The sequence below is a fragment of the Hydrogenibacillus schlegelii genome (assembly GCF_001653195.1).
GTDB classification, from domain to species: Bacteria; Bacillota; Bacilli; order Thermicanales; family DSM-22653; genus Hydrogenibacillus; species Hydrogenibacillus schlegelii.
Map to the genome: position 1 here is coordinate 74,312 of NZ_JXBB01000023.1, position 12,925 is coordinate 87,236.

The following is a 12,925-nucleotide window of genomic DNA, read 5'->3' on the forward strand; positions in this document are numbered from 1 at the left end:
GGAATGGCGGTGTCGCGGGGAATGCGCCGCCGGATGGGCGTCGCCCTGGCGCTCGTGCCGGCGCTGGGGCTCGCCGGCTGTGCGCCGGTCGACGTGCCGCCGGATCCGCGGAACGGCTTTTTCGATGCGTTTTTCGTCTATCCGATATCGCTCCTCATCGACTGGTTCGGCGCGCTGAGCGGCTCGTACGCCGTCGCCATCCTGGCGGTGACGGTGATCGTGCGGGTGCTCATTCTCCCTCTCGTCTTCAATCAGTATAAAAACATGGCGAAGATGCAAAAGCTCCAGCCGGAAGTGCAGAAGATCCGGGAAAAATACCAGAAGGACCCGGAGAAAATGCAGCGGGAGCTTTTGAAGCTTTTTCAGGCCCATGACGTGAGCCCGATGGGCGGCTTCTGGCCGCTCATCGTTCAGATGCCGGTGTTCATTGCCCTCTACGATGCCGTCCGGCGCAGCCCGCACATCAAAAGCGCCCATTTTCTCTGGCTCGAGCTCGGGAGCCGGGATCCGACCTTCGTCCTGCCCCTCGTGGCGGCGCTGGCGCAGCTTCTTACGGTGTACGTGACGCAAAAGATCAATCCGATGCCGCAGGGGGCGCCCCAGATGCGGCTCATGCTCATCCTGTTTCCGCTGATGACGTTCTTTATCACGCTGTCGCTCCCGGCGGCGCTTCCCCTCTACTGGACGTTTTCCAGCCTGTTTACCCTCGTGCAGACGTTTTTGTTTAAAGATCTGCTTCGGGCGGGCCGGATGGGGTCCGAAGAGCCGTCGGTCCGCCGGTAGCGGAGGGATGCGATGCGGGACGATACGATTGCGGCGATCGCCACGCCGCCGGGGGAGGGCGGCGTGGCGATCGTGCGCCTGAGCGGCCCGGAGGCGATTGCGATCGCCGATCGGGTTTTTCGCGGCCGCACGCCCCTTCGGTCGATCGAAAGCCACCGGCTCGTCTACGGCCACCTCGTCGACCCGGCGACGGAGGCCGTCTTGGACGAGGTCCTCGTCGGCGTCATGCGCCGGCCCCGGAGCTTTACCCGCGAGGACGTCGTCGAGCTGAACGTCCACGGCGGCCGGCTCGTCGCCCGGCGGGCGCTGGAGCTCGTTCTCAAGGAAGGCGCCCGCCTCGCGGAGCCGGGGGAGTTTACCTTGCGGGCGTTTTTAAACGGACGAATCGACCTCGCCCAGGCGGAAGCGACCCTCGACGTCATCCGGGCCGAGACGGAGGCGGCGCTCCTGGCGGCCGGCCGCGCCCTCCGCGGGGCGTTCGGCGAGGCGGTCCGCGCGGTGCGGGCGGCGCTCCTTCGCCTCGTCACCCGGCTGGAGGTGGCCGTCGACTACCCGGAGTACGACGAGCCGGACGTGACCCGGGCCGAGATCGCCGCTGAGCTGGAAGCGCTCGTCGGGCGCCTTCGGGCGCTTCGGGGCGAAGCCGCGCTGGGGCGCCTCCTTCGCGACGGCGTCCCGACGGCGATCGTCGGCCGGCCGAACGCCGGCAAATCGTCCCTGTTTAACGCCCTCGCCGGAGAAGAGCGGGCGATCGTCACCGACGTCCCGGGGACGACTCGGGACGTCCTCGAGGTGCGCCTCGTCGTCGGCGACGTCGTCCTCCGCCTCGTCGATACGGCGGGGATCCGCCGGAGCGACGACCCGGTGGAGGCGATCGGCATCGAGCGGGCCCGGAAGGCGCTCCGGGAGGCGTCCCTCGTCCTTGCCGTCGTCGACGGCGCCCGCCCTCTGTCGCCGGAAGACGCGGCGCTCTTGGCCGAGCTTCGGGAGCGGTCGGCGATCGTCGTCCTGAATAAGAGCGACCTGCCTTCGGTCGTCACGCCGGAGGCGGTGGCGGCGCATCTTCCGAGCGCCCCGGTCGTTCGGGTGAGCGCCCGAACGGGCGCCGGGCTTCCGGCGCTTCGGGCGGCGATCCTCCGGGTGCTCGGCCTTTCGCCGGAGGCGCGACCGGAGGCGATGGCGACGGCGAACGCCCGGCACCTCGCGGCCCTCGACGCGGCGCTCGAGGCGGTAGAGGCCGCCCGCCGGGCCGCCGGCGCCGGAGCGCCGGAGGATGCCGTCCTCGTCGACCTCCGGCAGGCCCTCCGGCATCTCGGCGCCATTCTCGGAGAGGACGTCGACGAAACGGTCATCCGCACGATTTTTTCCGATTTCTGCGTCGGGAAGTAAGCGGCCGCCGGTCGATCGGCGATCCGCCGAACGGGCCGGTGCCGGACGGCGGAAAGGGGGGAGACGATGTACGAAGCCGGGCGGTACGACGTCATCGTCGTCGGCGCCGGGCACGCCGGAAGCGAGGCGGCTTTGGCGGCGGCGCGGCTCGGGGCGAGGACGCTCGTTCTCGCCGTCAGCCTCGATCATGTCGCGTTCATGTTCTGCAACCCGTCGATCGGCGGACCGGCCAAGGGGCAGGTCGTCCGGGAGATCGACGCGTTGGGCGGCGAGATGGGAAAAAACATCGATGCGACCTACGTTCAGATCCGGATGCTCAACGTCGGCAAGGGGCCGGCGGTGCGGGCGCTCCGGGCGCAGGCGGATAAGTTCGCCTACAGCCGGCGGATGAAGGCGGTCTTGGAGGGGACCCCGGGGCTTTTGCTCCGGCAGGCGATGGTGACGGACCTTCTCGTCGAGAAGGGGCGCGTGCACGGGGTCGTCACCGAGACCGGGGCGGTCTACCGGGCGCCGGCGGTCGTCTTGACGACCGGGACGTACCTTCGGGGCCGGGTTCACATCGGGGAGCTGTCGTTTCCTTCGGGGCCAAATCACACCCGGCCGGCCGAGGCGTTGGGCGCTCGGCTCGAGGCCCTCGGCTTTCATCTGCTCCGCTTCAAGACCGGGACCCCGCCTCGGATCGACGGAAAGACGATCGACGTCTCCCGGATGGAGGAGCAGCCCGGCGATCCGGAGCCCAACTTTTTTTCGTACGAAACCGAGGGGCCGCTTCCGGAGCCTCAGCTTTCTTGCTGGCTCACCTACACGACGCCGGAGACGCACGAACTGATCGCGGCCAACCTCGGCCGGTCGGCGATGTTCTCCGGGGCGATCGAGGCGGTGGGCCCCCGGTATTGCCCGTCGATCGAGGATAAGATCGTCCGCTTCCACGACAAGCCGCGCCATCAGGTGTTTTTGGAGCCGGAAGGCCGGCAGACCGACGAGGTGTACGTTCAGGGGCTCTACACGAGCCTGCCGGAGGACGTCCAGGTCGCGATGCTCCGGACGATTCCGGGCCTCGAACGGGCGGAGATGATGCGGCCCGGCTACGCGATCGAATACGACGTCATCGATCCGACGGAGCTCTGGCCGAGCCTCATGACGAAGCGGATCGAGGGGCTGTTTACCGCCGGGCAGCTGAACGGCACCTCGGGCTACGAAGAGGCGGCGGGGCAAGGGCTCATCGCCGGCATCAACGCCGCCCGATACGTCGCCGGCAAGGAACCGGTCGTCCTTCGGCGGGACGAGGCGTACATCGGCGTCATGATCGACGACCTCGTCACCCGGGGCGTCGACGAGCCGTACCGGCTGCTTTCGTCCCGGGCGGAGTACCGGCTGCTTCTTAGGCACGACAACGCCGACCGGCGGCTTTTGCCGATCGGCTACGCCGTCGGCCTCATCGGGGAGGCGCGGTACCGGCGCTTTCAGGAAAAAGTGCGGCGGATCGAAGCGGAAAGGCGGCGCCTCGAGGAGACGCGCCTTCGCCCCGACGCCGAAACGAATCGGCGCCTCGAGGCGGTCGGCCTCGGGCCGCTTCAGGGGCCGGCAACGCTCGCGGAGCTCCTCCGGCGGCCGGAGGTGACGTATGCGGCCCTCGCGTCGGCCTTCCCGCCGGATGCGCCGGTGCCGCCGGAAGTCGCCGAGGCGGTCGAGATCGACGTGAAGTACGAAGGGTACATCAAGAAAATGCTGGCCGAGGTGGAGCGGATGAAGCGCCTTGAGCACAAGCGCCTCTCCCCGTCTTTCGACTACGGGGCGGTCTACGGCCTCTCGCGCGAAGGCCGGGAGAAGCTCGAGCGCATCCGCCCGCTCACCGTCGGTCAGGCGGCCCGCATTCCTGGCGTCAAGCCGTCGGACATCGCCGCGCTCCTCGTTCATCTCGAAGGGCGTCGGCCGGTCGAGGTCGCCGGCGATGGTTGACATCTTCGCCGCGCTCGAAAACCGGGGGCTTCCGATCGACGCCGCGGCCCGGGCGCGCCTTGGCCGCTACATCGAACTCCTGCTCGCCTGGAATGAACGGATGAACCTCACGGCGATCACGGAGCCGGAGGCGATCTGGGTCAAGCACATCTACGACTCTCTGACCGTTTTCCTGTCGCCGCACGATCCGTCCCCGCGGTCGGTGATCGACGTCGGGACCGGCGCCGGTTTTCCGGGGCTTCCGATGAAGATCGTCCGCCCGGAGCTCTCCCTCGTCCTCCTCGACGCCCGAGAAAAACGCCTCCGGTTTCTCGAGGCGGTCGTCGCCGACCTCGGCCTTCAGGACGTGCGCCTCGTCCACGGTCGGGCCGAGGTCCTCGGCCGGGATCCGGCGTACCGGGACCGGTTCGATCTGGCCGTCGCCCGGGCGGTGGCGCCGCTTTCGGTGCTCGCTGAGCTCTTTTTGCCGTTCGTCCGGCCCGGCGGACTGGCGGTCGCCTGGAAGGGGGAGCGGGGCCGGGAGGAGCTTGCCGGCGCCGGGCGGGCGATCACCGCCCTCGGCGCCGAGGTGGCGGCGGTGGAACCGCTGGCGCTTCCCGGAGCCTACGGTTCGCGGGTCCTGCTCTGGTTTCGGAAGGTTCATCCGACGCCGGAGCGCTACCCCCGGCGTCCCGGCGAACCGGAACGCCGACCCCTCCGCTGACGATGTTTCACGTGAAACAGGAAGGATTTTAACCGCCGGCGGCGAATCTGTTGGGGGAGCGGATATCCGGCGCGACGGTCCGGCCGCTTTTGGGACGGCCGCGTTCGGGAAACGGAGGGGCGACGGTGAAAGGGTATGTCTCCAGATGGTTGGGCCTGGGGGGAGATGCCGACAAAGGGGAGGCGGTCGTCCGCCTGCCGGTGGATCGGATCGTGCCGAACCGCCATCAGCCCCGGCAGGTGTTTGACCCGGAGGCGATCGCCGAGCTCGCCCGGACGATCGCCGAACACGGCATCATTCAGCCGATCGTCGTCCGGCCTCTGGACGACGGCCGCTATGAGCTGATCGCCGGTGAGCGGCGGCTTCGGGCCGTTCAGGCCCTCGGGCAGGGGGACATTCCGGCGATCGTGCGGTCGCTGACGGACCTCGAGGCGGCGACCCTGGCCCTCATCGAAAACCTTCACCGGGAAAATCTGACGCCGATCGAAGAGGCCGAGGCGTACGCCCGCCTGATGGAGCTCCACGCCTTGACGCAGGAGGCCCTCGCCCAGCGCCTCGGCAAGGGTCAGTCGACGGTGGCCAACAAGCTCCGGCTCCTCGCCCTGCCGGAGTCGGTCAAAAGGGCGCTCCGGGAACGGAAGATCACGGAGCGGCACGCCCGGGCGCTTCTTCCGCTCAAAGACGCGGCGGCGATCGAGGGGGTGCTTTCGCGGATTCTCGCCGAGGGGTGGACGGTCCAGCGGACGGAAGCGGAAGTGGCGCGGTTTTTGGGCGGACAAAATCAACAAAAACAAAAAAAGAAGCCGCATCTCCGCGGCGTGTCTCGGGACGTGCGCATCGCCCTCAACACGATCCGGCGGTCGATCGCCATGGTCCGGGAGGCGGGCATTCCCCTCGACGTGGACGAAGCGGATGAAGAGGGCGCGTATCGGGTGACGATCCGCATTCCGAAGGGATGAGGGCTTTTTTTTTCGCCGGCAGAAGGAAGGGTGACCCGCGTGGGGAAAATCATCGCCATCGCCAACCAAAAAGGGGGCGTCGGCAAGACGACGACGGCCGTCAACCTCGGGGCGGCCCTCGCCCTCCTGGGAAAGCGGGTGCTCCTCGTCGACATGGACCCTCAGGGCAACACGACGAGCGGCATCGGCGTGAGCAAGGCGGACGTCGTCTACGACGTCTACGATCTTTTGATCAACGATGTGCCCGCGGCAAACGTCGTCCGGCCGACCAACGTCCCGAACCTCGATCTGCTTCCGTCGACGATCCAGCTGGCCGGCGCGGAGATCGAACTCGTGCCGACGTTAAGCCGGGAGGTGCGCCTTCGGCGGGCTCTGGAGCCGATCCGATCGGCGTACGATTTTATCCTCATCGACTGTCCGCCGTCGCTCGGGCTCTTGACGATCAACGCCCTCACCGCCGCCGATTCCGTCCTCATCCCGATCCAGGCGGAGTACTACGCCCTCGAAGGCTTGAGCCAGCTTCTCAACACGATCCGCCTCGTGCAAAAACACCTGAACGGGGCGCTCACGATCGAAGGGGTGCTGCTTACGATGTACGACGCCCGGACGAACTTGAGCCTCCAGGTGGCGGAAGAAGTGAAAAAGTATTTTAAGGACAAAGTCTACCGGGCCATCATTCCGCGAAACGTCCGCCTGAGCGAGGCGCCAAGCCACGGCCAGGCCGTCGTCACCTACGATCCGAAGTCCCGGGGCGCCGATCTGTACATGGAGCTGGCCCGGGAAGTGCTCGGCATCGAAAAGGCGGCCGAAGCGTAGCCCGAGGAGGGGAGACGATGGCCAAAAAAGGCGGCCTCGGGCGGGGGCTCGATGCCCTCATCCCGGGTCTTTCGATTTCCGACGACGACCGCATTCAGGAGATCCCCCTCGCCGACCTCCGGCCGAACCCGTACCAGCCGCGGAAGACGTTCGATCCGGAGGCGCTCAAGGAGCTCGCCGAGTCGATCCGGACCCACGGCGTCCTCACGCCGATCCTCGTCCGGCGGGCGGTGCACGGCTATGAGATCATCGCCGGCGAGCGGCGCGTCCGGGCGGCGGAGATGGCCGGCCTGAAGACCGTTCCGGCCGTCGAGCGGAAAATGTCCGATGCCGAAATGATGGAAGTCGCCCTGATCGAAAACATCCAGCGGGAGGACTTAAACCCGCTGGAGATTGCCGAGGCGTACCGGGCGGTCATGGAACGGTTCGCCCTGACGCAGGAAGAGCTGGCCCGCCGGATGGGGAAAAGCCGCTCTCAGGTGGCCAACACCTTGCGCCTTCTCACCCTCCCGGAGGAAGTCCGGGCGTATGTTTCACGTGGAACATTGACCATGGGGCATGCGAAGATCCTCGCCGGCGTCGCCGACGAGCGTCGGCTCGTCGCCGTCGCCCGACAGGCGGCGGAAGAAGGATGGAGCGTCCGCAAGCTTGAAGAAGCGCTCCGGGCCGCCCGGCCGAAACCGGCGGCCGGGCGGCCGGCGCGATCGGACCGATCGCCGGAGGCGGCCCGCCGGCGGGCGCTCGAAAGCCGGCTCAGGGAGCGCTTCGGTACGCCGGTGACGATCCGCGGGGAAAAAAGGGGCCGGATCGAGATCGCCTTCGTCGATGAGGAGGATCTCCGGCGGCTCGTCGATCTCCTCCTCGGGCCGGAAGCGGCCGCGGAGGTCCCATGATCCTCGCCGGCACGTTGGTCAACGGGCTGGCGATCGTCGCCGGCACGCTGATCGGCCTCGCCGTCGGTCGCGCGGTGGCGCCGCTTCGGGACGCGATCTTTCAGACCCTCGGCCTGGCGGTCGTCGTGATCGGCCTGAAGATGGCCCTCGCCGGCGACGACGTCCTCGGCATGACGGCGAGCCTCGCCGCCGGGGCGGCCGTCGGCCGGTGGGCGGACCTCGAAGGGCGGCTGAACCGTTGCTCCGAACGGCTCACCGCCCGTTTCGGCGGCGGGTCCCGGACGGCGGAAGGGTTTCTGGCGGCGACGCTTCTTTTCGGCGTCGGCTCGATGAGCATCCTCGGCGCCCTTCAGAGCGGGCTGGAACACGATCACCGCTTGCTTTACCTGAAGGCGCTCCTCGACGGGGTGACGTCGGTCCTCTTCGCCGGGACGTTCGGCGCCGGGGTGGCCCTTTCGGCGGCGCCGATCGTCCTCTTCCAGGGATCGATCGCCCTCACCGCCGGCGGCATCACCGCCCTCGTCCCGGAAGCGTCCCTGACGGCAGCGATCGACCTCATCGGCGCCACCGGCGGTGTCCTCATCGCCGCGATCGGCCTCAACATGATCGGCCTGGGCCGTTTCCGCGTCGCGGACCTTTTGCCGGCGGTCGCCTTTGCCGCTCTCTGGGCCGGAAGCGGGATCCATCTCGCGCTCTGATCAGCCGGTCGCCCGGTCGCCGGAGGCGTCTTCGGCCTCGGGCCACGGCAGGACCGTGCGGAGCCAGGCGCCGTGGATCGCTTGGGCCGCCGCTTCCGCCAGGCGCCAGACGAGGGAGAGGCGGGTGTTTTGCAGCACCCAAAACGGCATCCAGCCGGCCGGCCCGACGATGCCGACGAGGTGGGCGTCGCCGACCGGGGCGAGGGCTTTGTTCACGCCCCGGCCCGGGTAAACCGGCCCCGGGCCGACGGAGAGCGCCCCGACGTCGTCCGGATTTCCGAGGGAGGCGTCGACGGCGAACAGCCGGGCGCCGGGATGATGCCGGCGGATCGCCCGAAGGGCGTCGTCGAGGTTGACGGCGTGGATCGTCTCTTCCAGCGTGCCGTAGACGGGCGCCGGGAAGCCCCGGGCCCGGAGAAACCGCCCGACGAGCGGGCCGAAGCTGTCGCCGGTGGACCGATCGCTGCCGATGCAGAGGAAGACCCACGGACCGTCGGCCCCCTGAAGCACTTCGGCGATCGCGGCTTCCAGGCGGCTCCGCCCACCGGGTCGGTCGGGATGGATGGCGGGCACGGCTCGGCCTCCTTTTATCCGCCCCGCGGCGCATGGTATCATCTAGTATAGCGACGGCCGGGCGTCGGCATACGCCCGGCGTGGAAAGCGGGGAGGGCCATGCTGTACGTTCTCCTCAAACCGATCGCCGTCGGGCTCATCAAACTGTATCACCGGGTGGAAGTCTACGGCCGCGAGCACGTCGACCCGAAGCGCCCCCACATCGTCGTAAGCAACCACGTGAGCAATCTCGACCCGATTTACCTCGCGGCCTTCTACCCGCGGCCGCTTTCTTTCATGGCCAAAAAAGAGCTGTTCCAAAACCCGTGGCTCGCCTGGCTCATCCGCGCCCTGGGGGCCTTTCCCGTCGATCGGGCCGGCCGGGATCTGACGGCCATTCGGACGGCGCTTCGCCGCCTGAAGGAGGGGCGGTCGATCGGCCTCTTTCCGGAGGGGACCCGCTCCCGCTCGTTTGCCGAGTCGGCGTTCAAAGAGGGGGCGGCGTACTTTTCCATCAAAAGCGGCGTCCCGGTGCTGCCGGCGGCCCTTTTCGGCACCGGCGAAGCGATGCCGAAGGGGAAGCGGGGGATCCGGCCGGCCAAGGTGCGGATCGTCTTCGGGTCGCCGCTTCTCCCCCGGCCGGGCGAGGCGCCGGCGGCGTTCGCCGAGCGGATCAAGGCGGCGCTTCAGGCGCTCCTTCAGGACGGCGCCGCCCGAGGGTGGAAGAGCTATCCGGAAGAAGGTCGGGAGGCGCCGTCCGGAGGGGGGACGCGGGATGCGGAAGGACTATGACCTGGGCGACGTCGTCGAGCTCAAAAAGCCCCACCCGTGCGGGACGAACGCCTGGACGATCGTCCGGATGGGGATGGACATCCGCCTGAAGTGCACCGGATGCGGTGCGACGGTCTTGTTCGTCCGCTCGGAATTCGAGCGCCGGCTCCGGCGCGTCCTCAAAAAGGCGACGCCCGGCGCGTGAGGGAGCGATGCGATGGAACGCCTTTCGGCCTGTCCCCTGAACTGCTTTGACGGCTGCAGCTTGCTCGCGACGGTCGCCGGGGGGCGTCTCGTCGACCTGCGGGGCAATCCCGACCACCCGATCACCCGTGGACAGATCTGCGGCCGCGGCCGGGGGCTTCTTCTCCGCCACCGGCATCCGAAACGGCTCACCCGGCCCTTAAAGCGCGTGGGAGACCGGTTCGTTCCCGTCCCGTGGGAGACGGCGCTCGACGAGATCGCCGAACGGATTCGGGCGGCGATCGACCGCTTCGGCCCGACGGCGATCCTCTACAGTTACGACTACGCAAGCGGCGGCCTTCTCACCCTCCTGGAGGAGCGCCTCTGGAACCGCCTCGGCGGGATGACCGAGACGGTGAGCACCCTTTGCTGGTCCGCCGGCCTCGAAGCGCAGCGGCTGGACCTGGGCGGCGCCCGCACGAGCGACCCGGCGCTCCTTCCCCTGGCGAAGGGGATCGTCCTCTGGGGGCGGAACGCCGCGACGACCAACGTTCACCTCCTCCCGTTCCTCCGGCAGGCCCGCGCCCAGGGAAGCCGCCTCGTCCACATCAACCCGATGCCGAGCCCGCTCGATCGGGAGGCCGATCTCGTCGTCCGCGTCCGTCCGGGCGGCGACGGGCCCCTCGCCGTCGCCGCCGCCCAGGCGCTCCTCGAGCGGGGGGCGTTCGACCGGACGTTCGTGACGCATCACGCCGCCGGTTTTGAGGCGTACCGGGCGGCGGTCCTCGCGGCCGACCGGGCGGCGCTCCTTCGGGCGGCGGACGTCGACGAGGAGACGTTTGCCCGCCTCGTCGACGTCTTTGCGACGCCGCCGGTGCGGGCGATCCTCGGCTACGGCCTCCAGCGCTACCGCCTCGGCGGCGCGACGGTCCGGGCGATCGACGCCCTCATCGCCCTGACCGGGAGCGTCGGGCGCCCCGGCGGCGGCGTCGACTACGCCCACACGGCTTTAGGCGAAAGCATCGCCGCTCATCGGATCACCCGGCCCGACTGGCGGCGGGCGTACCGGACCGTCACCCGGGCCGGGCAGGCGGACGAGATTCCCCGCCTCGACCCGCCGCCGGCAATCCTCTACGTCGCCCGGGCGAATCCGCTCGCCCAGGCGCCTCAGGCGGACCGTCTGCGGGACGTCTACCGGTCGATCCCGACGAAGATCGTCGTTGATTTTTTCCTCACCGAGACGGCGGCCGTCGCCGACTACGTCCTTCCCGCGGCGGACAACTTTGAGCAGGCGGACATCTACGTGAGCTCGATGTGGCACGGCTACATCCAGTACGGGGAAGCCCTCGTCCCGCCGCCCGGCGAGGCAAAACCGGAGCGGTGGATCGTCCGGGAGCTTGCCCGGCGCCTCGGCGCAGCCGACGCCTTTCGGGAAAGCGACGAAGCCTTCTGGCGCCTCGCCCTGGATGACCGGATGACGGAGGCGGACTGGCAGGCGCTCTTCACCCGGGGCTTCGTCCGCCTCGTGCCGGAGCGGATCGCCTGGGAGAAGCGGACGTTTGCGACGCCCGACGGCCGGTTTCACTTCGCCGTCCCGCCGTGGGCGGAGCGGACGGCCTTGGCGGCGGAGGCGCCGGAGGCCGGTGGGCCGCGGCGCTACCGGCTCCTTTCCGTTCATCCCCGACGTTCGCTCCACGGCCAGCACCGGTTTTTTGCCGCGCGGCCGCCGGCGCCGGTCGCCTACCTCGCGCCGGAGGCGCTGGCCCGGGAAGGGATCGCGCCGGGAGCGCGGGTCGTCCTCACCGACGGCCGCGCCCGCGTCGAGGTGGCGGCCGCGGCGCTGCCGGGGCTTCACCCGGAGGCGATCGTCGTCGAGGAAGGCGTCACCCCGGGGATCAACGCCCTGACGCCGTCCGGGCTCGCCGATCTCGGCCGGGGCAGCACCCAGTACGAGGCGTTCGTCCGGATCGCGCCGCTTCGGCCGGACGAACGGGACAAGACGATACGCGAGGAGGCGCTGGGATGAGCCGGTCCGCCGGCATCGTCGGGCTGCCCAACGTCGGCAAGTCGACGCTCTTCAACGCGCTGACGGGCGCCGGCGCCGAGGCAGCCAATTATCCGTTTTGCACCATCGAACCGAACGTCGGCATCGCCGCGGTGCCGGATCCCCGGCTGGACGCCCTGGCGGCGTTGTTCCGGCCCGAAAAGACGACGCCGGCGGTGTTCCGCTTCGTCGACATCGCCGGCCTCGTCGAAGGGGCGAGCCGCGGCGAGGGCCTGGGGAACCAGTTTTTGCATCACATTCGGGAGGTCGACGCCATCCTCCACGTCGTCCGGGCGTTTGACGACCCGAACGTCACCCATGTCTTCGGGAGCGTCGATCCGGTCCGGGACATCGACGTCATCGAGACGGAGCTCATCCTCGCCGACCTGGAGACGGTCGGACGCCGGCTGGAGCGGACCGCCCGCCAGGCGAAAAGCGGCGATGAAGCGGCGAAAAAGGCCCTCGAGGGGCTGGAACGCTTAAAGGCTCACCTCGACGCCGGCCGGCCCGCCCGGACGTTCCCGGCCGGCGAAGAGGAACAGGCCCTGCTTCGGGAATTGTTTTTGCTCAGCCAAAAGCCGGTTCTCTACATCGCCAACGTCGACGAGGCGAGTTATCTCGACGGCACGCCGACTTCCCACGTTCGGGCCATCGAAGCGCGGGCCGAAGCGGAAGGGGCGGAGGTGATCGTCCTTTCGGCGGCCCTCGAGGCGGAACTCCGAGCGCTTCCGCCGGAGGAGCGGTCGGCGTATCTCGCCGCCTACGGCCTCGAGGAGACGGCCCTCGACCGGGTGATCCGGTCGGCGTACCGCCTCCTCGGCTGGCGGACGTTTTTCACCGCCGGCGAGAAGGAGGTCCGGGCGTGGACGATCCCGGCCGGCGCCCGGGCGCCGGAAGCCGGAGGCGTCATCCATAGCGACTTCGAGCGGGGCTTTATCCGGGCGGAAGTCGTCGCTTACGACGACCTCCTCCGGGCCGGAAGCCTCGCCCGGGCGCGGGAGCTCGGCCTCGTCCGGCTGGAAGGGAAAGATTACGTCGTCCAGGACGGCGACGTCATCACCTTCCGCTTCAACGTCTAGGGCGACCGGCCTTGAGGAAAGGCGATGGATTTGCTATAATCCGAGAATGCGAGTTCGCGCCTCGAGGCGCGTCTCCTTGCTCCGCCGGCGGGGCGG

Annotated in this window: 13 protein-coding genes; 12 read left to right on the top strand and 1 reads right to left on the bottom strand. The window is 69.0% G+C overall.

Features of this window, described 5'->3' with window-relative positions; translation table 11 throughout:
* Positions 1–9 precede the first annotated feature (9 nt).
* The 8 genes from SA87_RS07275 to SA87_RS07310 all read left to right on the top strand — a co-directional run bounded on the left by SA87_RS07275 (position 10) and on the right by SA87_RS07310 (position 8,200).
* Positions 10–783: a YidC/Oxa1 family membrane protein insertase gene (locus SA87_RS07275; RefSeq protein WP_169793320.1), complete on the top strand. Its 774-nt coding sequence runs from the start codon at positions 10–12 to the stop codon at positions 781–783.
* Positions 784–795: 12 nt separating this feature from the next.
* The gene (gene mnmE / locus SA87_RS07280; RefSeq protein ID WP_066201373.1) at positions 796–2,172 is read left to right on the top strand and encodes a tRNA uridine-5-carboxymethylaminomethyl(34) synthesis GTPase MnmE; all 1,377 of its coding nucleotides are present in this window, start codon (positions 796–798) and stop codon (positions 2,170–2,172) included.
* A gap of 66 nt (positions 2,173–2,238) precedes the next feature.
* Positions 2,239–4,131, top strand: a complete 1,893-nt coding sequence (gene mnmG / locus SA87_RS07285) for a tRNA uridine-5-carboxymethylaminomethyl(34) synthesis enzyme MnmG (protein ID WP_066201375.1) — start codon at positions 2,239–2,241, stop codon at positions 4,129–4,131.
* Positions 4,124–4,834, top strand: a complete 711-nt coding sequence (gene rsmG, locus SA87_RS07290; RefSeq protein WP_066201377.1) for a 16S rRNA (guanine(527)-N(7))-methyltransferase RsmG — start codon at positions 4,124–4,126, stop codon at positions 4,832–4,834. Before mnmG ends, rsmG begins: the two co-directional genes overlap by 8 nt.
* A 125-nt stretch (positions 4,835–4,959) precedes the next feature.
* On the top strand, positions 4,960–5,793 hold the full coding sequence (gene noc / locus SA87_RS07295) for a nucleoid occlusion protein (RefSeq protein ID WP_156423592.1): 834 nt from the start codon (positions 4,960–4,962) through the stop codon (positions 5,791–5,793).
* A gap of 39 nt (positions 5,794–5,832) precedes the next feature.
* The gene (locus tag SA87_RS07300) at positions 5,833–6,609 is read left to right on the top strand and encodes a ParA family protein (RefSeq protein WP_066201379.1); all 777 of its coding nucleotides are present in this window, start codon (positions 5,833–5,835) and stop codon (positions 6,607–6,609) included.
* 17 nt (positions 6,610–6,626) lie between these two features.
* Entirely contained in the window at positions 6,627–7,502 is an 876-nt protein-coding gene (locus tag SA87_RS07305; RefSeq protein WP_066201381.1) for a ParB/RepB/Spo0J family partition protein, read from the top strand.
* On the top strand, positions 7,499–8,200 hold the full coding sequence (locus SA87_RS07310; protein ID WP_066201383.1) for a DUF554 domain-containing protein: 702 nt from the start codon (positions 7,499–7,501) through the stop codon (positions 8,198–8,200). Before SA87_RS07305 ends, SA87_RS07310 begins: the two co-directional genes overlap by 4 nt.
* Here the strand turns inward: SA87_RS07310 and yyaC are convergent, their stop codons facing one another.
* Positions 8,201–8,773, bottom strand: coding sequence for a spore protease YyaC (yyaC, locus tag SA87_RS07315; RefSeq protein WP_066201386.1), 573 nt, complete (start codon positions 8,771–8,773; stop codon positions 8,201–8,203).
* Between the two features lie 99 nt (positions 8,774–8,872).
* Between yyaC and SA87_RS07320 the strand changes: the two genes are divergently transcribed.
* The 4 genes from SA87_RS07320 to ychF are packed head-to-tail and all read left to right on the top strand — an operon-like array spanning position 8,873 to position 12,829.
* Positions 8,873–9,544, top strand: a complete 672-nt coding sequence (locus tag SA87_RS07320; RefSeq protein WP_066201389.1) for a lysophospholipid acyltransferase family protein — start codon at positions 8,873–8,875, stop codon at positions 9,542–9,544.
* Positions 9,528–9,728, top strand: a complete 201-nt coding sequence (locus SA87_RS07325) for a DUF951 domain-containing protein (RefSeq protein WP_066201392.1) — start codon at positions 9,528–9,530, stop codon at positions 9,726–9,728. Before SA87_RS07320 ends, SA87_RS07325 begins: the two co-directional genes overlap by 17 nt.
* Positions 9,729–9,740: 12 nt before the next feature.
* Positions 9,741–11,732: a molybdopterin-dependent oxidoreductase gene (locus SA87_RS07330; RefSeq protein ID WP_066201395.1), complete on the top strand. Its 1,992-nt coding sequence runs from the start codon at positions 9,741–9,743 to the stop codon at positions 11,730–11,732.
* The gene (ychF, locus tag SA87_RS07335; RefSeq protein WP_066201397.1) at positions 11,729–12,829 is read left to right on the top strand and encodes a redox-regulated ATPase YchF; all 1,101 of its coding nucleotides are present in this window, start codon (positions 11,729–11,731) and stop codon (positions 12,827–12,829) included. The genes SA87_RS07330 and ychF overlap by 4 nt, the downstream gene beginning before the upstream one ends.
* Positions 12,830–12,925 lie beyond the last annotated feature (96 nt).